This window comes from Streptomyces sp. NPDC005141 (assembly GCF_053599975.1).
On the sequence record NZ_JBSFYW010000029.1, the window covers coordinates 79,306 to 100,102 of the forward strand.

Annotated in this window: 19 protein-coding genes and 1 pseudogene; 5 read left to right on the forward strand and 15 right to left on the reverse strand. The window is 71.2% G+C overall.

Going from position 1 to position 20,797, the window contains the following annotated elements:
* Window positions 1-13 precede the first annotated feature (13 nt).
* The 5 genes from ACWD68_RS22930 to ACWD68_RS22950 all read right to left on the reverse strand — a co-directional run bounded on the left by ACWD68_RS22930 (window position 14) and on the right by ACWD68_RS22950 (window position 5,751).
* On the reverse strand, window positions 14-814 hold the full coding sequence (locus ACWD68_RS22930; RefSeq protein ID WP_451808296.1) for an ABC transporter permease: 801 nt from the start codon (window positions 812-814) through the stop codon (window positions 14-16).
* Entirely contained in the window at window positions 815-1,744 is a 930-nt protein-coding gene (locus tag ACWD68_RS22935) for an ABC transporter permease (RefSeq protein WP_451808297.1), read from the reverse strand.
* Window positions 1,744-2,895 (reverse strand): ABC transporter ATP-binding protein, encoded by a 1,152-nt coding sequence (locus tag ACWD68_RS22940; protein WP_451808298.1) that lies wholly within the window; start codon window positions 2,893-2,895, stop codon window positions 1,744-1,746. The genes ACWD68_RS22935 and ACWD68_RS22940 overlap by 1 nt, the downstream gene beginning before the upstream one ends.
* Before the next feature lie 5 nt (window positions 2,896-2,900).
* Entirely contained in the window at window positions 2,901-4,148 is a 1,248-nt protein-coding gene (locus tag ACWD68_RS22945; protein ID WP_451808299.1) for a polyamine ABC transporter substrate-binding protein, read from the reverse strand.
* A 76-nt stretch (window positions 4,149-4,224) separates the two neighbouring features.
* Window positions 4,225-5,751: a gamma-aminobutyraldehyde dehydrogenase gene (locus tag ACWD68_RS22950; RefSeq protein ID WP_451808300.1), complete on the reverse strand. Its 1,527-nt coding sequence runs from the start codon at window positions 5,749-5,751 to the stop codon at window positions 4,225-4,227.
* A 208-nt stretch (window positions 5,752-5,959) separates the two neighbouring features.
* On the opposite strand from ACWD68_RS22950, the gene ACWD68_RS22955 reads away from it, so the two are divergent.
* Entirely contained in the window at window positions 5,960-6,511 is a 552-nt protein-coding gene (locus ACWD68_RS22955; RefSeq protein WP_451808301.1) for an NADAR family protein, read from the forward strand.
* 207 nt (window positions 6,512-6,718) lie between these two features.
* Window positions 6,719-8,242 (forward strand): MFS transporter, encoded by a 1,524-nt coding sequence (locus ACWD68_RS22960; RefSeq protein ID WP_451808320.1) that lies wholly within the window; start codon window positions 6,719-6,721, stop codon window positions 8,240-8,242.
* A gap of 28 nt (window positions 8,243-8,270) precedes the next feature.
* Here ACWD68_RS22960 and ACWD68_RS22965 read toward each other — a convergent pair whose 3' ends face one another.
* Window positions 8,271-9,383 carry a DUF4190 domain-containing protein gene (locus ACWD68_RS22965; RefSeq protein ID WP_451808321.1) on the reverse strand — a complete coding sequence of 371 codons (1,113 nt, stop codon included), beginning with the start codon at window positions 9,381-9,383 and terminating at the stop codon, window positions 8,271-8,273.
* Window positions 9,384-9,521: 138 nt separating this feature from the next.
* Between ACWD68_RS22965 and ACWD68_RS22970 the strand changes: the two are divergent.
* Together ACWD68_RS22970 and ACWD68_RS22975 are read left to right on the forward strand one after the other, a co-directional pair.
* A pseudogene (locus ACWD68_RS22970) lies at window positions 9,522-10,650 on the forward strand (adenosine deaminase).
* A 17-nt stretch (window positions 10,651-10,667) separates the two neighbouring features.
* The gene (locus ACWD68_RS22975; RefSeq protein ID WP_451808302.1) at window positions 10,668-11,351 is read left to right on the forward strand and encodes a glycerophosphodiester phosphodiesterase; all 684 of its coding nucleotides are present in this window, start codon (window positions 10,668-10,670) and stop codon (window positions 11,349-11,351) included.
* 9 nt (window positions 11,352-11,360) lie between these two features.
* Here ACWD68_RS22975 and ACWD68_RS22980 read toward each other — a convergent pair whose 3' ends face one another.
* The 9 genes from ACWD68_RS22980 to ACWD68_RS23020 all read right to left on the reverse strand — a co-directional run bounded on the left by ACWD68_RS22980 (window position 11,361) and on the right by ACWD68_RS23020 (window position 19,699).
* Window positions 11,361-11,888: a hypothetical protein gene (locus tag ACWD68_RS22980; protein WP_451808303.1), complete on the reverse strand. Its 528-nt coding sequence runs from the start codon at window positions 11,886-11,888 to the stop codon at window positions 11,361-11,363.
* 63 nt (window positions 11,889-11,951) lie between these two features.
* Entirely contained in the window at window positions 11,952-13,316 is a 1,365-nt protein-coding gene (locus ACWD68_RS22985) for an FAD-dependent oxidoreductase (protein ID WP_451808304.1), read from the reverse strand.
* A 175-nt stretch (window positions 13,317-13,491) separates the two neighbouring features.
* Window positions 13,492-13,995, reverse strand: a complete 504-nt coding sequence (locus tag ACWD68_RS22990) for a hypothetical protein (protein WP_451808305.1) — start codon at window positions 13,993-13,995, stop codon at window positions 13,492-13,494.
* Entirely contained in the window at window positions 13,979-14,470 is a 492-nt protein-coding gene (locus ACWD68_RS22995; protein ID WP_451808306.1) for an RNA polymerase sigma factor, read from the reverse strand. The genes ACWD68_RS22990 and ACWD68_RS22995 overlap by 17 nt, the downstream gene beginning before the upstream one ends.
* A 255-nt stretch (window positions 14,471-14,725) precedes the next feature.
* Entirely contained in the window at window positions 14,726-15,337 is a 612-nt protein-coding gene (locus tag ACWD68_RS23000; RefSeq protein WP_451808307.1) for a class F sortase, read from the reverse strand.
* A complete protein-coding gene (locus ACWD68_RS23005; protein ID WP_451808308.1) occupies window positions 15,334-15,702 on the reverse strand; it encodes a sortase-dependent protein in 369 nt (122 codons plus the stop codon). Before ACWD68_RS23005 ends, ACWD68_RS23000 begins: the two co-directional genes overlap by 4 nt.
* A 373-nt stretch (window positions 15,703-16,075) precedes the next feature.
* The gene (locus ACWD68_RS23010) at window positions 16,076-17,266 is read right to left on the reverse strand and encodes an ABC transporter substrate-binding protein (protein ID WP_451808309.1); all 1,191 of its coding nucleotides are present in this window, start codon (window positions 17,264-17,266) and stop codon (window positions 16,076-16,078) included.
* An 82-nt stretch (window positions 17,267-17,348) separates the two neighbouring features.
* The gene (locus tag ACWD68_RS23015) at window positions 17,349-18,812 is read right to left on the reverse strand and encodes a sensor histidine kinase (RefSeq protein WP_451808310.1); all 1,464 of its coding nucleotides are present in this window, start codon (window positions 18,810-18,812) and stop codon (window positions 17,349-17,351) included.
* A 230-nt stretch (window positions 18,813-19,042) separates the two neighbouring features.
* Window positions 19,043-19,699, reverse strand: a complete 657-nt coding sequence (locus ACWD68_RS23020) for a response regulator transcription factor (RefSeq protein WP_451808311.1) — start codon at window positions 19,697-19,699, stop codon at window positions 19,043-19,045.
* A gap of 478 nt (window positions 19,700-20,177) precedes the next feature.
* Here ACWD68_RS23020 and ACWD68_RS23025 point away from each other — a divergent pair, with 478 nt between their 5' ends.
* Complete coding sequence (locus tag ACWD68_RS23025; RefSeq protein ID WP_451808312.1) at window positions 20,178-20,789, forward strand: hypothetical protein; 612 nt, start codon at window positions 20,178-20,180, stop codon at window positions 20,787-20,789.
* Window positions 20,790-20,797: the final 8 nt, after the last annotated feature.

Sequence of the window (20,797 nt, forward strand, 5' to 3'; positions counted from 1 at the left end):
AGCGTTTCGAGCGTTATGCCTTTTGCCTGTTACGGCGATTGCCGACGACCATTCCGGCCAGGACGAACAGTACGGCGACGAGGAACATGGCCGTACCGATGACGTTGATCTGAACGGGTGTTCCGCGCTGTGCCGAACCCCAGACGAACATGGGGAACGTGACGGTCGAACCCGCGTTGAAATTGGTGATGATGAAATCGTCGAAGGAGAGCGCGAAGGCGAGCAGCGCGCCCGCGGCGATTCCGGGGGCCGCGATGGGCAGGGTGACGCGCAGGAAGGTCTGCGCGGGACCGGCGTACAGGTCCTGGGCCGCCTGCTCCAGTCGCGGGTCCATCGACATGACACGCGCCTTGACGGCCGTCACCACGAAACTGAGGCAGAACATGATGTGGGCGATCAGGATCGTCCAGAAGCCGAGCTGAGCACCCATGTTGAGGAACAGGGTGAGCAGCGAGGCGGCCATGACGACCTCGGGCATCGCCATCGGCAGGAAGATCAGCGAGTTCACGGCGCCGCGCGCGCGGAAGCGGTAGCGGACCAGCGCGAAGGCGATCATCGTGCCGAGGACGGTGGCTCCGACCGTCGCCCAGAAGGCGATCTGGAGGCTGAGCGAGAGCGAGCCGCACATGTCGGCGACCCCGCACGGATCGCGCCAGGCGTCCGTCGAGAACTGCTGCCACTCGTAATTGAATCGCCCCTTCGGTTTGTTGAAGGAGAACACCGTGACGACGATGTTGGGCAGCAGCAGATATCCGAGCGTCACCAGGCCGGCGATGACGACGAAATGGCGCTTGAGCCAGTTCACGAAGGCCATTTAAACCAGATCCTCCGTCCCGGACTTGCGGATGTAGAGCGTGACCATGATGAGGATCGCGGCCATGAGGATGAACGAGAGCGCCGCGGCCGTCGGATAGTCGAGAATCCGCAGGAACTGGGTCTGGATGACGTTGCCGACCATGCGGGTGTCGGTTGAGCCGAGCAGGTCGGCGTTCACGTAGTCGCCGCTGGCGGGGATGAAGGTCAGCAGCGTTCCCGAGACCACACCGGGCATCGACAGCGGGAACGTCACCTTGCGGAAGGTGGTGATCGGCCTCGCGTACAGGTCTCCCGCCGCCTCGTGCAGCCGTCCGTCGATCCGCTCCAGCGAGGTGTAGAGCGGCAGGACCATGAACGGCAGGAAGTTGTACGTGAGTCCGCAGACCACCGCGAGCGGTGTGGCGAGGACGCGGTCCCCGGAGGTGAAACCGAGCCAGCTGGTGACGTCCAGGACGTGCAGCGAGTTCAGGGCGCCGACGACCGGGCCGCCGTCCGCGAGGATCGTCTTCCAGGCGAGCGTGCGGATCAGGAAGCTGGTGAAGAACGGCGCGATCACCAGGATCATGATCAGGTTGCGCCAGCGGCCCGCGCGGAACGCGATCAGATACGCGAGCGGATACCCGAGCACCAGACACAGGATCGTCGCGGCGCCGGCGTAGAGCACGGAGCGCAGGAACTGCGGCCAGTAGTCGGTGAGCGCGTCCCAGTACGTCTGGAAGTGCCAGGTGACCTTGAAGCCCTCTTCGAGCGATCCCGTCTGCACGGACGTGGAGGCCTGGTAGACCATCGGCAGCGCGAAGAAGACGACCAGCCACAGGAGGCCGGGCAGCAGCAGCCAGTACGGGACGAGGCGGCCACGCTTCCTGGGCGGCTTCTCGGCGGGCCGCGGCGCGATCGGCGGCGCCTGCGCCTCGGTGACGGTGGCCATCAGGCGGCCTCCTCCTCGGCCGTTTCGACACCCGCGTCGATGTCCTGGGCGGCGTCGAGGCCGAAGGTGTGCTCCGGGCTCCAGTGCAGGACGACGTCCGCACCGGGGACGAGCCGGGAGTCCCGGTCGATGTTCTGGGCGTAGACCTCGAACTCGGGACAGACGGCGCTGTCGATGACGTACTGCGTGGAGACGCCGATGAAGCTGGAGTCGGCGATCTTGCCGGTGATCCGGTTGCGGCCGGCGCGTATCTCGCCCGCGTCGTCGGCGTGCGTGAGGGAGATCTTCTCCGGGCGGACACCGACCAGGACCTTGCCGCCGGTCGTCGCGGGCGCGGAGCAGCGCGCCCCGGGGAGCACCAGCTTGCCGCCGCCCGCCTTGAGCACGATCTCGTCGCCGCTCCTGGAGTCGACCTCGGCCTCGATGAGGTTGGAGGTGCCGAGGAAGTTGGCGACGAAGGTGGTGTTCGGGTTCTCGTAGAGGTCGGCGGGCGCGCCCAGTTGCTCGACGCGGCCCGCGTTCATCACGGCGACCGTGTCGGCCATGGTCATGGCCTCCTCCTGGTCGTGCGTGACATGGACGAAGGTGATGCCGACCTCGGTCTGGATGCGCTTGAGCTCCAGCTGCATCTGGCGGCGCAGCTTGAGGTCGAGGGCGCCGAGCGGCTCGTCGAGGAGCAGCACCTTGGGGTGGTTGATCAGCGCGCGGGCCACGGCGACACGCTGCTGCTGGCCGCCGGAGAGCTGGTGCGGCTTCTTGCGCGCCTGCTCGCCGAGCTGCACGAGGTCGAGCATGTCCCCGACCTGCTTCTTCACCGACTTGATGCCGCGCCGGCGCAGGCCGAAGGCGACGTTCTCGAAGATGTCGAGGTGCGGGAAGAGGGCGTACGACTGGAAGACCGTGTTCACCGGGCGCTTGTAGGGCGGCAGGTTCGTCACGTCCTGCTCGCCGAGCGAGACGGTGCCCGAGGTGGGCTCCTCCAGGCCGGCGATCATCCGCAGGGTGGTGGTCTTGCCGCAGCCCGACGCCCCGAGAAGGGCGAAGAACGAGCCCTGCGGCACGGTCAGGTCGAGGGGGTGCACGGCCGTGAAGGCGCCGTACGTCTTGCTGATCCCGGAGAGGCGGACGTCGCCGCTGTTTTCGTTCGTCATGGTGGTCACGCCCCTGTGAGCTTCGCGAACTTCTCTTCGTAGGCCGTCTCTTCCTTCTGGCTCAACGAGCGGAAGGCGTGGGACTTCGCGGCCATGGCCTTGTCAGGAATGATCAGCGGGTTGCTCGCCGCGTCCCCGTCGATCTTCGCGAGGTAGGGCTTCACCCCGTCGACCGGGCAGACGTAGTTGATGTAGGCGGCGAGCTCCGCGGCGGGCTCGGGCTCGTAGTAGTAGTCCATGAGCCGCTCGGCGTTCGTCTTGTGACGCGCCTTGTTGGGGACCAGCATGTTGTCGGTGGACGTCAGATAGCCGCTGTCCGGGATGAGGAAGTCGACGTCCGGGCTGTCCGCCTTGAGCTGGACGACGTCGCCGGCCCAGGCGAGACAGGCCGCGAGGTCGCCCTTGGTGAGGTCGGACGTGTAGTCGTTGCCGGTGAAGCGGCGGATCTGGCCCTTGTCGACGGCCTTCTGGAGGCGGGCGATCGCCGCGTCGAAGTCGTCGTCGGTGAACTTCGCCGGGTCCTTGCCCATGTCGAGCAGCGTCATGCCCATGCTGTCGCGCATCTCGGAGAGGAAGCCGACGCGCCCCTTGAGCTTGGGGTTGTCGAGCAGGTCGGAGACGGACCTGACCTCGACGCCGTCGAGCGCCTTCTTGTTGTAGGCGATGACGGTCGAGATGCCCTGCCAGGGGTAGGAGTAGGCACGGCCCGGGTCCCAGTCGGGGTTGCGGAACTGGGCGGACAGGTTGGTGTACGCGTGCGGGAGGTTCGCCGGGTCGAGCTTCTGCACCCAGCCGAAGCGGATCAGTCGCGCGGCCAGCCAGTCGGTGACGACGATCATGTCGCGCCCGGTGTCCTGGCCCGCCGCGAGCTGCGGCTTGATCTTGCCGAAGAACTCGACGTTGTCGTTGATGTCCTCGGTGTACTTGACCTTGATACCGGTCCGCTCGGTGAACGCGTCCAGCGTGGGGTGGTGCTTCTCGCTGTCGTCGACGTCCATGTACTCGGTCCAGTTGGAGAAGCTGATCGTCTTCTCCTTGGCCGAGTGGTCCTCGGACGAGACGCTGCCCTGGGGCTTGCCGGCCGCGGGGATCCCGCAGGCGCTCAGTGCCCCGAGCCCGCCGACGGCGAGCGCACCGCCCGCCGACGCGCGCAGCAGTGAACGACGGGTGAGGGAGGCCCTGCCGTTCCGGAAGCTGCGCCGCAAGGCGGCCAGTTGAACCGGGGACAGGCGTTCGGGCTCGTACTGCTCCATGCTCTGGTGCCCTTTCGGAAGGGTCGCGGCTGTGGTCGCGGCCTGGTCTGCCACAGGGCCGTAGCCGGTCGATCGGCTACGGCCGGTCCCCGAAGACCGTGCGGTGCCAGTCCTTCCTGGCGACCGCGGTGTTGTCGAACATGACGTGCTTGATCTGGGTGTACTCCTCGAAGGAGTAGGCGGACATGTCCTTGCCGAAACCGGACGCCTTGTAGCCGCCGTGCGGCATCTCGCTGATGATCGGAATGTGGTCGTTGACCCAGACGCAGCCCGCCTTGATCTCGCGGGTCGCGCGGTTGGCGCGGTAGACGTCGCGGCTCCAGGCGGAGGCGGCGAGTCCGTACGGGGTGTCGTTGGCCAGCGCGATGCCCTCGTCGTCGGTGTCGAAGGGGAGCACGACGAGCACCGGGCCGAAGATCTCGGCCTGCACGATCTCGCTGTCCTGCCCGGCGTCGGCGACGAGCGTGGGCGCATAGTACGCGCCGCTCTTGAGTTCCCCCTGTGGGGCCTCTCCGCCGGTGACCACGCGCGCGTAGGCACGGGCCCGGTCGACGAATCCGGCGACGCGGTCGCGCTGGGCGTGCGAGATCAGCGGGCCGAGGTCGGTGCCGGGCGCGAAGGGGTCGCCCACGCGGACGCTCGCCATCAGGGCACCCGTGCGCTCCACGAACGCTTCGTAGAGCGGCCGTTGCACGTACGCGCGCGTGGCGGCCGTGCAGTCCTGGCCCGTGTTGATGAGCGAACCGGCGACCGCGCCGTGGACGGCGGCCTCCAGATCCGCGTCGTCGAAGACGAGGAAGGGGGCCTTGCCGCCGAGCTCCAGGTGGAGGCGCTTGACGGTCGAGGTGGCGATCTCCGCGACGCGCTTGCCGACGGCGGTCGACCCGGTGAAGGAGGTCATGGCGACGTCGGGGTGCCCGACGAGATGCTCACCGGCCTCCTTGCCCAGACCCGTGACGATGTTGATGACCCCGTCCGGGATGCCCGCGTGCGTGGCCGCCTCGGCGAACAGCAGGGAGGTGAGCGGGGTCAGCTCGGCGGGCTTCAGCACGATCGTGTTGCCGGCCGCGATCGCCGGGAGGATCTTCCAGGCGGCCATCTGGAGCGGGTAGTTCCAGGGCGCGATGGACCCGACGACACCGATCGGTTCCCGGCGTACGTACGAGGTGTGGTCGCCGGAGTACTCACCGGCCGACTGGCCCTGCAGATGCCGGGCGGCCCCCGCGAAGAAGGCGGTGTTGTCGATGGTCCCAGGCACGTCGAACTCGCGGGTCAGCTTGAGCGGCTTTCCGCACTGCAGCGACTCGGCCTGGGCGAACTCCTCGGCACGTTCGGCGAGCACGGCGGCGAAGCGGTGCAGGGCGTCGGAGCGCTCGCCGGGGGTGGCGCCCGCCCAGCCGGGGAACGCCGCGCGGGCGGCCGCGACGGCCGCGTCCACGTCGGCGGTGCTCGCGAGTTCGTACGTGTACACGTCTTCGCCGGTGGCGGGGTTCACGACCGCGTGCGTGCGGCCGGAGGTGCCCTTGGTCAGGCGGCCTCCGATGTACTGCGCGCCGTCCGCGAGGCGGTCCTGCGCCTGGAAGCGATGGCCCGGATTGTGCATGTCGCTCTCCTCCGCCGTCCTCCCCGTCGGGACGGGGGTCGGCGTAGCTCCAGCTCGATTTGAGTGCCGATCCTGACAGAGCAAAGGGACTCCAACAAGTGATTCCGTTGTTGCCTTTTGGTTACGCGACGGAATCCTTCGACCAGGTGTCGAGTCGTTCTGGAAAAGGCGGGACGGAATGTCAGTGGTGCGTGCCACAGTGGCGTGCATGGGGAAGATCGATACGCGGGAAGCACTGGTCGGTGCGATTCAGGCGGGGACGCCGGTGAAGTACCTGCACTTCTGGGGGCACCGCCCGCGACCGGACGGCCGGATCGGACAGAGCTGTCTCAGCCAGTGGTGGCCGTCACCCTTCGTGGTCGAAGGCGTCACCTACGCGACGGCGGAGCACTGGATGATGGCGTCCAAGGCACGCCTCTTCGGCGACGCCGAGGCCGAGCGGCAGGCGATTGAGGCTCCGAACCCCGCTCTCGCCAAGAAGGCCGGGCGACTGGTGCGCGACTTCGACAACGCCGTGTGGGAGCGCGAGCGCTTCGAGATCGTGGTCGAGGGCAGCGTCCACAAGTTCGGCGCCCACCCCGGCCTCCGGGCGTTCCTGCTGGGCACGGGCGGGCGCGTACTGGTCGAGGCGAGCCCAATGGACCGGATCTGGGGCATCGGCCTCGCCGCGACCGACGAGGGGGCGTCGGATCCCCGCCGCTGGCAGGGACCGAATCTCCTGGGCTTCGCCCTGATGGAGGCCCGGGACCGGCTGCGGTAGCCGCGGTGGCGCCCGGGGCCGGGGCCTTGCTGGGGCTGCGGGGCGGTGGGTGAGTGCCCTGGACCGCGGGCCGGTGGGCGGGGTGCTGCGGATGCGACCCCGGCCGAACCGGCTGAAACTGTCCGAGTGAGTGGCAGATACGCGGCGCGGGACGAGGCCGCCCCGACAACTCCCCGCGCCCCGCACCAGTCGCTGGCACTCGCGGCCATGCTCTTCGCGGTCGCGATGACGTTCATCGACCAGACGATCGTCTCCATCGCGGCGCCGGACATCGTCCGCGAGCTGGGGCTGTCGGCCTCCGGAATGCAATGGGTGGTGAACGCCTACCTGCTGTCGCTGGCCGCGTTCTTCGCCCTCGGCGGGCGTCTGGCGGACCTGCTGGGACCACGCCGTGTCGTCGTGGCCGGGACCCTGGTGTTCGTCATCTCGTCGGTGCTCTGCGGATGCGTCCCCGAGGGGGACTTCGCACAGACCTGGCTGATCATCTTCCGGGCGACACAGGGCCTGGGGGCCGCTCTCCTCTTTCCCGCGGCACTCGCCGTGGTCGTGGCCGTGTTCCCGGTGGACCGGCGTGGCCGGGCCCTGGCGTTGTTCTTCGGGCTGTCCGGGGCGCTGACGGCCATCGGCCCGCTGCTGGGCGGCTGGCTCACGGCGTGGACCTGGAGAGCGATCTTCTGGGTCAACGTGCCCGTCGCCGTCGTGGCCCTCGTCCTGACCGTCATGGCGCGCATTCCCGACCGGCGGCGCGACGAGTCGCTGGACCGCGTCGGGGCTCTGCTGATCGCGGTGGGCATGGGCCTGAGCGTGCTCGGTTTCCAGCAGGCCGCGGCCTGGGGCTGGGACAGCGCGGCGACCTGGGGCTGCATCGCGGGCGGCCTGGCGGTGCTGGTCCTCTTCTGGCGCTGCGAGGGAGGCAGGCGCCACCCGCTGGTCAACCTGGCGGTCTTCCGGGACAAGGCGTTCACCGTGGACTCCCTGGTGCTCTTCTTCGCCATGCTCGCCTTCGTACCGGTCTTCTTCTTCGCCTCGGTGTACGCACAGGTCTCCCTCAGCGCCTCGCCCAACCAGGCGGCGCTCTACCTGCTGTACTTCTTCGCGGGCTTCGCGATCGCCTCCCAGTGGGGCGGCCGGATGCTGGACAAGCAGGGCGCGCGACGGCCCATGAAGATCGGCACCGCCCTGGGCGCCGTCGGATTCGCCCTCTGGGCCGGCAAGCTGACCGACCTGTCCCTGCACGACCAGTGGCCGTACGTGGCCCTCGCGGGCGCGGGCATCGGTTTCATCCTGGCGCCCGCTTCCACGGACGCCGTCAACCGGTCCATCGGAGCCTCGTACGGCGAGGTCACCGGGATCACGCAGACCGTGCGCAACTACGCGGCGAGTGTGGGCCTGGCCGTCTTCGGAACCATCCTCACCCACAACATGACGGACAACGTCGTGTCGACGCTCCGGTCCCGGGGCCTGACGTCGGCCGAGGCCCACGATGTCGCCAAGGACATCGCCGAGGCGATCACCGGCAACGCCGACGCGCGGCAGCCGACCGGCGGCGGCCGAACCGCCGAGGTCATGCGCGACGCGATGCCGAGCGTGCGGATGGACTTCGCCGAGGCCAACCAATGGGTCTTCTACGCCATGGCCGTCGCGCTCGCCGTCGGGTTCCTGTGCGCCCTGCGCCACCCCGGAGACCGAGGACAGGCGTCCGCGGGCGACGAACCGCCGACAGCCGCCTGACCCAGCCGTCCGGCACAGCCGCCACGGGCTAACGGCGGTGCGTCACCAGAGAAGTGGAGAAGCCGTAGTCGCCGCCCGGGTCTTCGCCGCCGTCGTCCGGCGCGACGATGATGAGGACGAGCAGGGCGACGGCGAGGGCGACGCCGACGGCTCCGCAGATGACCCCGGCCAGCGCCTGCCCGGGATTCGTCGCCTCACCCCGGCGGGCCTTCCCCCGGCCGATCAGACCGAAGATCACGGCGAGGACGCCCAGCACGATCGCCAAAGGCCACACGCAGAACAGCACCGCCCCGATGATGCCCAGCACCAGACCGGCCGTCCCCATGCCGTTGCTCGGCATGGGCCGCATCATGGGCCAGCCGTAGCCCGGTGCGCCCGGGTACGCGAAACCCGGACGACTGCCGCCGTACTGCGGGTGGCCGTAGCCGTACGGGAGCCGCCCCGGGCCGTCGGGCGCGATCGGCGGCGGGGGGACGGGCTCGCCGGGAGCGGGCTGCGGGTACGGGGTGTGGGCCCCCGGCGGTGCGAAGGGGTTGTCCATCGAGGGGCCGCCGAGGCCTCCGGGGCCGGGCGGCACCGGTGCACCGGGGAACGAGGTGATCGTCGGCAGGCCGTACACCGGAGGAGGCGTGGCATTCCCCAGCGCACTCCCCGTGGACGAAGCGATCATCTCGGGCGGCGCCCAGGGGTTGGGCTCCTCCTCGGGCGGCGCCCAGGGATTGGGCTCGGAGTCCCGGCCGACGGCGCGCTTCCCGAGCGAGAACCGGGCATCGGGGGCGGTGGCAGGGACGGCAGAAGGCGGGGTGCCCTGCCCGGGCACGGAACCCTTCGGCCCGTCACCGAGCGCGCCGCCCACCCATCGCGCGCTCTCCCCCTGCGCGGCATCCGGACCGCTGTCCGCCGGAGGCGCCGCGGGGTCCGGGGCGTCGGCGGGTGCGCTGTCCGCTCCGGGTATCGCGTCCGTGGGCCCGGGTATCGCGTCCTGGGGCTCGGCACCCGGCGCGGCGTCCACCACGGGGGACTCCTCCCGTGCGGACGTCGGGTTCCCGTCGCGCGGCGCGGTCGACGCGTCTCCCCCGCCCGGCGGTGCCCACGCGCCCGCGTCGCGTGGCGCATTCGGCCTCTGGGCGTCGTCGGACATGCGCGCGGTCCCCTCTGTCGTACGTTCGGTCATGCTACGGCCCGGGCGGAGCCGGCGGATCTCCGTCGCACGACGGCCCGCGCCGGACACTCCGGGCCCGCACGGCGGTGGGCCGCCGCCTACGATGATCCCCGAGTCATCGATCAGCCGATCACCCGCGTCCCGCCGAGCACGGCCCGGAGACGCCGTTCCGGGGAGGAACCCCTTGACCGAGCACATCACCGCACGCGACGCCGCCCGCGACCTGCACTCCTTCATCGCCGGGCTGCCCAAGGCCGAACTGCACGTCCACCACGTCGGCTCCGCCTCCCCGCGCATCGTGTCCGCCCTCGCCGCCCGCCACCCCGACTCCCGGGTGCCGACCGACCCCGAGGCGCTCGCGGACTACTTCACGTTCACGGACTTCGCCCACTTCATCCAGGTGTACCTGTCCGTCGTCGACCTCATCCGCACCCCCGAGGACGTACGGCTGCTGACGTACGAGGTCGCACGGGACATGGCCCGCCAGCAGGTGCGCTACGCCGAGCTGACGATCACTCCCTGGTCCTCCACGCGGCGCGGAATCGACGAGCGCGCCTTCATGGACGCGATCGAGGACGCCCGCAAGGCCGCCGAGACAGAACTCGGTGTCGTCCTGCGCTGGTGCTTCGACATTCCGGGCGAGGCCGGTCTCGAGGCGGCCGAGGAGACCGTTCGGCTCGCGACCGACGACCGGCTGCGGCCGGAGGGACTCGTCTCCTTCGGGCTCGGCGGCCCCGAAGTCGGCGTACCGAGGCCGCAGTTCAAGCCGTACTTCGACCGTGCCCGCGCCGCGGGACTGCGGTCGGTGCCGCACGCCGGTGAGACGACGGGCCCGGAGACGGTCTGGGACGCGCTGAACTTCCTCGGCGCCGAGCGCATCGGCCACGGCACCAGTTCCGCGGGGGACCCGAAGCTGCTCGCCCATCTCGCCGAGCACGGCATCGCCCTGGAGGTCTGCCCGACCTCGAACATCGCCACCCGCGCGGTCCGCACCCTCGACGAGCATCCCGTCAAGGAGTTCGTGGCGGCCGGGGTGACCGTCACCGTCAACTCCGACGACCCGCCGATGTTCGGCACCGACCTCAACACCGAGTACGCGGTCGCCGCCCGCCTCCTCGGCCTCGACGAGCAGGGTCTCGCGGCGCTCGCGGGGAACGCGGTGCGGGCCTCGTTCCTCGACCAGGCCGGCAAGGCGGAACTCGCCGCGGAGATCGACACCTACACCGCGACCTGGCTCGCCCTCTGACCCAGCACAATGGGCGCATGCGCACCGTGACCGCAGTCGCCCACCGCGGCGACCCCTATCGCGCCCGCGAGAACACGCTCGACTCGTTGCGTTCCGCGCTCCACCAAGGCGCGGACGCCATCGAGATCGACGTACGGCTGACCCGCGACCGCGTACCCGTACTGCTGCACGACAAGACGCTCAAGCGTCTGTGGGACCACGACCGGCCACTGGGCTCGCTCTCCTGCGACGAGGTGCGCGGGCTCACGGCGGGCGGGGTGCCGACGCTGGCGGAGGCCCTCGGGGCGACCGGCGATACCCGGGTCATGGTCGATCTGCCGGGACCGGTGGACGCCGGGGTCGTGCGCGAGGTCGTGGACGTGGTGCGGGCCTGCGGGGCGGAGGAGCGGGTGTACTACTGCGCCGCGGCACCCGCCATGCTCACGGTGCGGGCCGTCGACCCGTCCGCGGAGATCGCGCTGACCTGGACGACCCTGGCACCGCCCCGCCCGACGCTGCTCGACGCCGTACGGCCGCGCTGGCTCAACTACCGCTTCAGCCTGGTGGACCGGGATCTCGCGGCCCGCGTCCACCGCGGCGGCCACCTGCTCTCCGTGTGGACCCCGGACACCCGTCGCTCGATGCGCCGGCTGCTCGACGTGGGGGTCGACTCGATCACGACCAACCGCATCGACGCGCTGACCGCCCTGCGCAGGGACTGAGCCCGGCGCTCAAGTAGCGGGCACCGGAACGCTCGCCCGGTCCGGGGTGAGCGCCTCCAGACGCTTGATCCTCTTTCGTACGACGTACAGGGGGATCACGCCGAAGATGCCGAAGGACATGTCGACGACCGTCCACCAGAAGGGAATCCCGCGGATCGGTCCGCAGATCAGGGCCAGCGGGACGATCCCGGCGCAGGCGATCATCCCGAACTCGACGACCCAGATGTTGCGGACCGGATCGCGGTACGGACCGTAGAAGGCGACCGCGATCACCAGGTGGGCGAACGCCAGCCAGTCCGTTCCGTAGAGCAGGAAGGGGTACTGGGAGTCGGCGTCGTCGAGGCCGTGCCGCACCCGTTCGATCCAGTCCATCAGGGCGGGCAGGTGCTCCGGGACGGACAGGGAACGCAACAGGTCCTCGGTCCAGCGGAGTTCATGCACCAGCGGGAAGGCCGTGGCGCCACTGAGCACCAGGCTGACGACGAAGAAGAGAAGCCACGCGCGGATGCCCTTGAGCAGGGCGGCTCTGTCGCTCATGCCTGGAGCGTACGCCCCGACTTGAACGCGTTCAAAACCGCCCCCGCCCGGGGCTCCGGCGACTCAGGCGCCGCTCTCCTTCAGCATGTCCTCGCGCTCGACGATCTTCACGCGCTCGCGGCCCTGCGGTTCGCCCAGCGCCTTCTCCGCGGCGTCCAGCCGGTGCCAGCCGTCCCACGTGGTGAAACGCACGTCCCGCTCGCCGAGGAAGGCGTCCACGGCGGCCGGCTCGGGCGAAGAGGGGGCGTGCAGACGGCCGTTGGCGTGGTCGTCGAGCAGGCTGGCGACCGTCTCGTTGGCGTCGCCCTTGGTGTGACCGATCAGACCGATGGGACCGCGCCGGATCCAGCCGGTGACATACGTGGACTGCAGGTGGTCGCCCGAGTCCTCCAGCACGCGGCCGGCCTCGTCCGGCACCGTGCCCGAGTCGACGTCCCAAGGCAGCTTGGGCAGGCTGTCGGAGAGGTAGCCCACGGCGCGGTAGACCGCGGTGACGTCCCAGTCCTTGAACTCGCCGGTGCCCTTGACGTTCCCGGTGCCGTCGAGGGCGGTGCGCTCGGTGCGCAGGCCGACGACCTCGCCGTTCTCGCCGAGGATCTCGGTCGGCGACTCGAAGAAGTGCAGGAACAGCTTGTGCGGGCGGTCGCCGGCGTCGCGGATGGCCCAGTTCTCCAGGGTCTTGGCGACCATGTCGGCCTGCTTGTTGCCGCGCCGGGTGGCGATCGAACCCTCGTCGTAGTCGATGTCCTCGGGATCGACGATGACCTCGATGTTCGGCGAGTGGTCCAGCTCGCGCAGCTCCATCGGGCTGAACTTCGCCTGCGCCGGGCCGCGGCGGCCGAAGACGTGGACCTCCAGCGCCTTGTTGGCCTTGAGGCCCTCGTGGACGTTCGGCGGGATCTCGGTGGGCAGCAGCTCGTCCGCGGTCTTGGCGAGGATGCGGGCCACGTCCAGCGCCACATTGCCGACACCGAGGACGGCGACCTTCTCCGCCTCCAGCGGCCAGGTGCGCGGAACGTCCGGGTGGCCGTCGTACCAGGAGACGAAGTCCGCCGCGCCGTACGAGCCGTCGAGGTCGATGCCGGGAATGTCGAGGGCCCGGTCGGCAGTGGCGCCGGTGGAGAAGATCACCGCGTCGTAGAAGGCGCGCAGATCGTCGAGGTTGATGTCCCGCGGGTAGTCGACATTGCCGAAGAGGCGGATCTGCGGCTTGTCGAGCACCTGGTGCAGGGCGGTGATGATGCCCTTGATCCGGGGATGATCGGGGGCGACGCCGTACCGGATGAGACCGAACGGGGCCGGCATCCGCTCGAACAGGTCGATGGACACACCGGGCTCGACGGCCACTGCGGATTTCAGCAGCGCGTCGGCGGCGTAGATTCCGGCAGGGCCGGCTCCGACAATGGCTACCCGCAGAGGGCGAGGCATGATCAGTTTCCCTTCGAGCAGGGGCAGGGGACTCGACGGGAAGCCTAAACTAAGGCAAACCTAAGTCAGTAGGCGGGTCGGGGCTATGACCTCATAAGGCTGACTTATGGGTGATCAAGGACCGCTTTATGGGTGGCAGGAAACCCGCCGGCGGCCTTGTCTCTCGCCATCACGCCTACCGCTGGACCGCCCGGGAAGGGGTGGGGTTCGCCCCGGTCCGTACGGCCGACGGCTCGACGGACGCGGAGGTCGGCGTCGCCGACGGCGACCGGGGGCGGGTGGGCGAGCGGGTCGGGTCGGTGGAGCCGGGGGCGGTGCTCGGGGCCGAGGTCCGGTCGGAGCGGCCGGTCGCGCTGGGGCGGGGGCTGACGGGCCCGGGCGACACCGACGGCGTGGGCTCGGCCGACGGGCTGCTCGCCGGCGGCGGGGCCAGCGGAACCACCGGGGACACGGGCGGCTCCGGTGCCGCCGACCGGAGCGGCAGCGCCACAAGGAAACCGACGGCACAGGCCAGGCCGACTCCGGCCGCGGCGCGCAGCAGCCGGCGACGGGCGGCACCCCGGCGGATCGCCTCGTAGCGGCCGGGCGGCGGACCGAGGTGGTCGGAGGGGGGCCGCATGATGACGGCGAGCGGGTCGTCCGCGTCGAAGTCCGGACCGTCGTCAGAGTGTGTGATCAAGACTTCTCCTCAAGTGGGCGCGGAGCAGTTCGCGGGCCGCGTGGAGATCGGCCTTGATGGTTCCTTCCTTGCGCCCCGTCAGCACGGACACCTCCCGGATCGGCATGTCAGCGTAGTAGTGCAGCAGGATCGGGACGCGCAGCCGTTCGGGCAGGGACTGCACGAGCAGACGTACCGACGGATCGGCCTGTTCGTTCCGCGGGCGGACGGCGGCCTCGGCGGTCGCCCGGTGCACGGCCCGCCGCTCCCGCTCCAGCTTGCGCCAGTGGTCCCGGACGAGGTTGGCCGCGGTGACGTAGAGAAACCCCCGCGGCTCGGCCACGGAGGTCCAGCGGGCCCAGAGCCGGGTGAACGCCTCCGAGGCGATCTCGTGGGCCGTCTCGTCGTCGTCGACGAGCCGGCGGCACCAGCCGGCGAGGCGCGGATAGAGGGCGGCGAACAGCTCGGACGCCGCCTTCTCACGGGACCCTTTCAACACTCTCCATGGTCGTGGCAGGACTGGAAGGGAAGGATCCCGGACCGCGGGCGTACGGTCCATCGGTCCAGGATCCCGCCTCCGCGTCCATGGGGGACCCGGAGGCTGTGACGGGGAACGCGACGGTCGCGGGGTTCCATCAGCCGTGACGGGAGCCTGCGATCGCGAGGGGCGCCCGGTCACTCGGTCGCCCGGGCATGCGGTCACTCGGTCGCCGAGAAGCCGGGCGTCCCCCGCCGGACGCCCGGCCGCGCGTCAGGGGCTCGCGGAGTTCAGCGTCGCGAACACGATCACGTTGTCGAGGTAGCCGTCCCCGGAACGGGGACCACCACAGGTGATGAGCCGCAGCTCCGGGCGGTCCACGTCGCCGTAGACCGCGTCGGCCGGGAAGTCGGCCTTGGCGACCGTGCGTACGGCGCTGACGGCGAACTCCGCCGACCCGCCGTTCTCCAGGCGCACCACGATCCGGTCTCCGTGGCGCAGGCGCGCGAGGTGCCGGAAGACGCCGTCGCCGTACGCGCCGACCGTGACATGACCGAGGATCACCGACGGACCGGTCTGCCCCGGAGTCGGCGAGTGCCGGTACCAGCCGGCCCGGTCGTGCGCCGCGATCGGGGGCACCTGCACGCTGCCGTCCGGGGCCAGCCCGAGCCGCATGACCGGGGTGTCGACCCCGATGGCCGGTATCCGGAGCCCGACCGGGACCGAACGCCCCCGTGGACGCGCCGGCTTCGCGACGGAGGGCGAAGGCGACGGCGTGCTCCCGGACCGCGCGGTCGCGCCCCGGCCGGCCGGGTGGCCGCCGCATCCCACGAGCAGCGCGGCCGTCGCCGCGGTGACGAACGCGCGCCTGGAGAAGGACGTCATGCCCCGGTCGCCCGCCGGCGGCGTACGACGAGGACCGCCACGCCTCCGACGACGAACACCGCCGCGGCACTCCCGCCGATCAGCCCGCCCTGCCCGGCGGAGTTCGCCGCCGCCGGCGCCACGCCGGTGTCGGGCGCTCCGCTCGGCCGCACGGAGACCTGCCCCGGGGACGGCGCCCGCGTCGGTACGGCGCTCGGGGCGGCGGTGGGCGTCCGGGTCGCGGCGGAACTCGCCGGGGCCGGCGCGGCCGTGACACTCGGACGGCTCGTGGGGCTCGGGGACGTCCCGTCGGCGAACGCGGGCACCGTGCCCACCAGCACGGCGGTGCACGCGAGTGCCGTGGCACTGAAGACGGTTCGGCGCATGAGTCGCTCTCTTTCGTCGGTCCGCCCGCCGTCGGCACGGCGGGCTGCGTTACGGATCGAGCGGAGAGACGAGGCGGCGGGGAGCGGGGTTGTAAAGGGAAGGCAAAGACGGGCGGGGCGTTGCCTTCACCGGCGAGGTGCTGCCCTGCGCGCGAGACACGATGAGGGTCGCCCGCCCTCGGCGAGGGCATCTGCCCAGTCCGGGTCAGCGGTCGGTACGCATCGCCTCGAGCAGGTCCCGCCCCGCCGCCACGACGGCCGGCCACCGGGGCGACACCAGGTACACCTCGTCGCGGACGTCACCGAGTTCGTCGATGAGTGGCCCCAGTACCTCGGCCAGTACCCGCGCCGCCCGCGCCTCGTCGCGCCCCGCTCACAGCCCCGCGATCGCGTTCCAGCGCTTGGCGAAGTCCGTGCGTTCGGTGGAGGTGATGTCGCGGGCGATCGCCAGGCGCCTGCGCATGGTGGCGTCGGGGAAGATCAGAGGGTCCTCGGCGAGTGCGGCGGTGTCCTTGTCCTTGGAGGAGGCGAGGACGTCCCGGGCGGCGGGGACCGGACAGACGTAGTTGACCCAGGCGGCCAGCTCGGCGGCGACCTCGGGCTCGTAGTAGTAGTCGATGAGCTTCTCCGCGTTGGCCTTGTGCCGGGCCAGGTTGGGGATCATCAGCGACTCCGCCCACAGTTCGGCGCCCTCCTCGGGGACGACGAAACGGATGTCGGGGTCGTCGGCCTGGAGCTGGATCACGTCGCCCGAGTAGGCCTGGCAGGCCAGGACGTCCCCGCTCGCGAGGTCCTTGATGTAGTCGTTGCCGGTGAAGCGGCGGATCTGACCGCTGCGCACCCGCTTCTCGACCTGATCGCACACCCGGTGGAAGTCGTCCGCCCGCCATTTCGTGATGTCGACGCCGTTGCCCTGCATGAGCAGCGCGAACGCCTCGTCCAGGCCGGAGAGCAGGGTGACCCGGCCCTTGAGGTCGTCGGCCCACAGATCGGACACGTGCTTGATCTCGCGGCCGACCTTGCGGCGGTTGTACGCGATGCCGGTGATCCCCGACTGCCAGGGCACCGAGGACTTGCGGCCGGGGTCGAAGGCGGGCGAACTCAGCAGCGGATCCAGGTACTTGGTGACGTTCGGCTGCCGGGACCGGTCCATCTCCTGGACCCAGCCGAGCCGGACGAAACGGGCACACATCCAGTCGCTGATGACGATGAGGTCCCGGCCCGTCCGCTGGTGGTTCATCAGGGACGGGCTGATCTTGCCGAAGAACTCGTCGTTGTCGTTGATCTCCTCGATGTAGTCGACGGAGATCCCGGTGCGCTTCTCGAAGGCCTCCAGCGTCGGCCGGCTGGTCGTGTCGTCGTCATCGGTGTCGATGTACAGCGGCCAGTTCGCCCAGGTCAGCCGCTTGTCCGCGGCGGAGACGTCGGTTCCGGCCCGGTCGCCGGGTCCCACGTACGCCGCCGGCACCCCGCACCCCGCCAGGGCTCCGAGCGCGGCACCACCGCCCAGGGCGCGCAGCAGGGACCGGCGGGACAGGGGCGAGGTCTTCCGATTCACTGGCACGCGCGAAGCATGCCTACCCGGGCCGGGTCCGGACAATGGACGCTGCGTCGAGCGGTCGCCCGCCGACCCGACACCCTGTCGATCACTTTCCGGGCGCTCGGCAGGCCCCGGGCGGGTGCGCGCCGGCCGGCCCCGCAGGGGAAGCGTGCCCGTCGGCCCGCCCCGGCCGGGGGACGGGCGGTGCGCACGGCGGGAACGTGACCCTCACCGTCAGGCCGCCCTGCGGGCGGGGCCACGCCTCGACCGTGCCGCCGTGGGCGGTGGCGACGGCCGTGACGATCGACAGGCCGAGGCCCAGGCCGTCCCGTTGGCGGCCCTTCCCTCGCGAGCGGGGCCGGGGGTGCGCGAGGGTCCGTTCCGCACCCAGTCGCCGGAAAGGCTGGAAGAGTCCGGCGACCTGGTCACGCGGGATCACCGGGCCGGTGTTGTCGATCCGCAGCACGGGCCGCCCCGCCTCCGTCCCGGTCCACAGACGAACCCAACTCTCCCCGCTCTCCGGACTGTTGTGCCGTACGGCGTTGTCCGTGAGGTTGACCACCAGCCGCTCGATCAGCTGCGGATCACCCAGGACGGGCGCGGAGTTGAGGTCGGCCCGCACCCGCGGCCCACGGTCCTCACCCCCACCGGACGAAACCCCGCCGTTCTCACCCCCGCGGGACGAAACCCCGCCGCTCTCGACCCCGCCGGACGACACCGCATTGCCCTCGACCCCACCTGCCGAAGCCCTGCGGTCCTCGACCCCGCCGCCCTCGACCCCTCCTGCCGAATCCCCGCCGTCAGCGCAGCCGCCGGCCACCACCGCACCGTCCGGCAGCCGCCCCCGCACCATCTCCGCGAGGTCGACGAACTCGCTCCGCTGAAGCCCCCGTTGACTGCGCGCGAGTGTCAGCAGGGCGTCGATGAGCCGCGCCTGCTCCTGTCCGGCCGCGCGCACCCGCAGGCACGCGGCCCGCAGACTCTCCACGGACGCCCCGGGGTCGGCGAGCGCGACGTCCACGATCGCCTGCTGGAGCGTGAGCGGAGTGCGCAGTTCGTGCGAGGCGTTGGCCACGAACTGCTTCTGCGCCTCGAACGCGCCCTCCAGTCGCCCCAGTACGTCGTCGAAGGTGTCCGCCATCGCCTTGAGCTCGTCCTCGGGGCCCGGCACCGCCAGCCGCTGCCGGAGGTTGTCGGCGGAGATCCGCCGTGCGGCGGCGGTCATCGTGCGCAGCGGCGCGAGGACGCGTCCGGCCATCAGCCGGCCGAGAGCCACGGAGGCGACCGTCATCACGGCGAGCGCGATGCCCGCCTCGAACAGCAACTGGTGCAGTTGATCGGCGCGCAGGGCCTCGGCGTACATCGTGAGCGTCGGCGGATCGGGGCTGGGGAAGCCGCTGCCCGCGGGCAGCCCCGGCCCCTCGCTCGAGCCGACCGCCGTCGACGGCTTGGACCGCGACGCGAGCAGGTAGGTGAAGCCGAGCAGGGCCGCCCCCGCCACCATGAACAGCGCGCTGTAGAGCAGGGTCAGCCGCCAGCGAATACTGCGTGGGGCCAGCTGCCATCGCATGCGGGTCGGGCCCGGCGGCCGACGCGTACCGCGTGGGGCCGGTCGCCTGCGGCTGTCCCGGGGCGCCGGCCACCAGTGGTGACGGGGGAGCGCCTGCCACCGGCGTCGGCCGTGGGGCGCCCGCCACCTGCGGTGACCGTGCGGCGCCGGTCGCGGGCGGACACCAGGCGCGGCCGGTCGCGCGGGCACGCCGTGCGGGGCCGGCCGGTTCGGGCCTGCGGACAGGTCCGTCATGAGATCCGATACCCCGCCCGGTCCACCGTCGCGATCAGCGGCGGCTCCCCCAGCTTGCGGCGCAGGCGGCTCACGGTGACCTTCACGGTCTGGCTGAACGGGTCGGCCGCCTCGTCCCAGGCCCGTTCCAGGAGTTCCTCGGTGGAGACCACGGCGCCCTGAGCGGCCAGCAGGAGTTCGAGCACGGCGAACTCCTTCGGGCTGAGGGCGAGCCCCGAACCGCCCCGGGTCGCCTGCCGTCGCGCCGGGTCGAGCCGCAACTCTCCGCGGACCAGGACAGGAGGCAGCGCGGGCTGCGCACGCCGCGCCAACGCCCGTACACGTGCGACGAGTTCGGCGAACGCGAACGGCTTCGGCAGATAGTCGTCGGCTCCGAGGCCGAGCCCCATGACGCGGTCGGCCACCGTGCCGGACGCGGTGAGCATCAGCACCCTCGCCCGGCTGCCGCCCGCAGCCAGCGTCCGGCACACCTGGTCGCCGTGGACGCCGGGCAGATCGCGGTCGAGCACGACGACGTCGTACCCGTTGACTTCGGCGCGTTCCAGCGCCGTGGGTCCGTCCAGCGCGAGATCGACCGCCATGCCCTCGCGGCGCAGCCCGGCGGCCACGGTCTCGGCGAGCTCTTCATGGTCCTCGACCACCAGCACACGCATGCCGGTCAGTGTGGTGGTCCGGTGGTTACACGGGGATAAGCGTCCCCTGTGGAAGCGCCCCTCCGCCCGTTCCTCCCCGCCGCCGCCGGACCCACCCGCCCCGCCACCGCCTTCGCCGTACCCCGCCCATACCTCCTCCGCAGCCGCCACCGCCACTGCCGTTGCCGGACACCGCCCGCCACGCCGCTGCCGTTGCTGCCGCCGAACCCCGCCGACCCCGCCGCCGCCTCCCGGGACGGGGCTCGGCCCCGCTCCCCCGGGTTGAGCGCCGCCCCTGTTGCGCCCCGATAAGGACGGCCGTTCCCACGCCGTAACCGCCCCCGGGCTTGTCTGGAGCCCAGCACGACACAGCGCACCGCGCCACACAGCGCACCGCGCCACAACACGTCCGGCACGACACGCGACGGCGCGGCACGGCACATCGGTGCGCCACCGCATCCGCTCGGCGGCGACGCCGCCCACCCCATGGAGGAACCTCATGCGTGCACTGGCCACCCGGCCACAACGACTCGCCCTGGCCTGCGCCCTGATCTCGGCCGCCACGCTCGGGACCGTCAGCGCGTCGGCGGCCTCGGCGTCCGACAAGTCCACCGTGACGACCGCGGCGGCCGTAACGGCCCAGCACCCACTGCACGCCAGGACCACCAAGCCGCCCAAGGGAGCCCCGCCGGCCATCGCCTACCGGCCGACCGCTCACGCCCCCGGCGACGTGAACACCGCCAACGACGCGTTCGCGACCTGCATGCGCGGCCACGGTCAGAAGGTCTTCCCGGACTTCCACGCCTCGAAGGACCGGCAGGGCCACATCCGGTTCAACGTGAGGATGAAGGCGAGCAAGGGGTTCGACCCGACGTCCAAGGGCTACCGGGCCGCCGTGAAGGCGTGCGCGCCGATCCTGAAGAAGGCCGGCATCACCCTCTCGTCGGGGACCGGCCTGCCTCCGCTGCCCGTACCGGGCAAGCCCGGCGGCGAGCCCGGCACCGGCTCCGGCGGCGGCTCGGTGAAACTGCCGCCCCGCCTCCACACGGAGAAGGGCGAGCCGGGCGCACCTGACCTGCCCTCGTTCTCCAGCGTGACCGAGAGCGCCTGAGCCCGGCC

What these genes read in the sequence shown, in the direction of transcription:
- ACWD68_RS23005 (WP_451808308.1), bottom strand. Translation starts at nt 15,702, where the DNA reads ATGCGCCGAACCGTCTTCAGTGCCACGGCACTCGCGTGCACCGCCGTG.
- ACWD68_RS22965 (WP_451808321.1), bottom strand. Translation starts at nt 9,383, where the DNA reads ATGTCCGACGACGCCCAGAGGCCGAATGCGCCACGCGACGCGGGCGCG.
- ACWD68_RS22975 (WP_451808302.1), top strand. Translation starts at nt 10,668, where the DNA reads ATGCGCACCGTGACCGCAGTCGCCCACCGCGGCGACCCCTATCGCGCC.
- ACWD68_RS23015 (WP_451808310.1), bottom strand. Translation starts at nt 18,812, where the DNA reads ATGCGATGGCAGCTGGCCCCACGCAGTATTCGCTGGCGGCTGACCCTG.
- ACWD68_RS23000 (WP_451808307.1), bottom strand. Translation starts at nt 15,337, where the DNA reads ATGACGTCCTTCTCCAGGCGCGCGTTCGTCACCGCGGCGACGGCCGCG.
- ACWD68_RS23025 (WP_451808312.1), top strand. Translation starts at nt 20,178, where the DNA reads ATGCGTGCACTGGCCACCCGGCCACAACGACTCGCCCTGGCCTGCGCC.
- ACWD68_RS22930 (WP_451808296.1), bottom strand. Translation starts at nt 814, where the DNA reads ATGGCCTTCGTGAACTGGCTCAAGCGCCATTTCGTCGTCATCGCCGGC.
- ACWD68_RS22935 (WP_451808297.1), bottom strand. Translation starts at nt 1,744, where the DNA reads ATGGCCACCGTCACCGAGGCGCAGGCGCCGCCGATCGCGCCGCGGCCC.
- ACWD68_RS22940 (WP_451808298.1), bottom strand. Translation starts at nt 2,895, where the DNA reads ATGACGAACGAAAACAGCGGCGACGTCCGCCTCTCCGGGATCAGCAAG.
- ACWD68_RS22945 (WP_451808299.1), bottom strand. Translation starts at nt 4,148, where the DNA reads ATGGAGCAGTACGAGCCCGAACGCCTGTCCCCGGTTCAACTGGCCGCC.
- ACWD68_RS22960 (WP_451808320.1), top strand. Translation starts at nt 6,719, where the DNA reads ATGCTCTTCGCGGTCGCGATGACGTTCATCGACCAGACGATCGTCTCC.
- ACWD68_RS22950 (WP_451808300.1), bottom strand. Translation starts at nt 5,751, where the DNA reads ATGCACAATCCGGGCCATCGCTTCCAGGCGCAGGACCGCCTCGCGGAC.
- ACWD68_RS22980 (WP_451808303.1), bottom strand. Translation starts at nt 11,888, where the DNA reads ATGAGCGACAGAGCCGCCCTGCTCAAGGGCATCCGCGCGTGGCTTCTC.
- ACWD68_RS22955 (WP_451808301.1), top strand. Translation starts at nt 5,960, where the DNA reads ATGGGGAAGATCGATACGCGGGAAGCACTGGTCGGTGCGATTCAGGCG.
- ACWD68_RS22985 (WP_451808304.1), bottom strand. Translation starts at nt 13,316, where the DNA reads ATGCCTCGCCCTCTGCGGGTAGCCATTGTCGGAGCCGGCCCTGCCGGA.
- ACWD68_RS23020 (WP_451808311.1), bottom strand. Translation starts at nt 19,699, where the DNA reads ATGCGTGTGCTGGTGGTCGAGGACCATGAAGAGCTCGCCGAGACCGTG.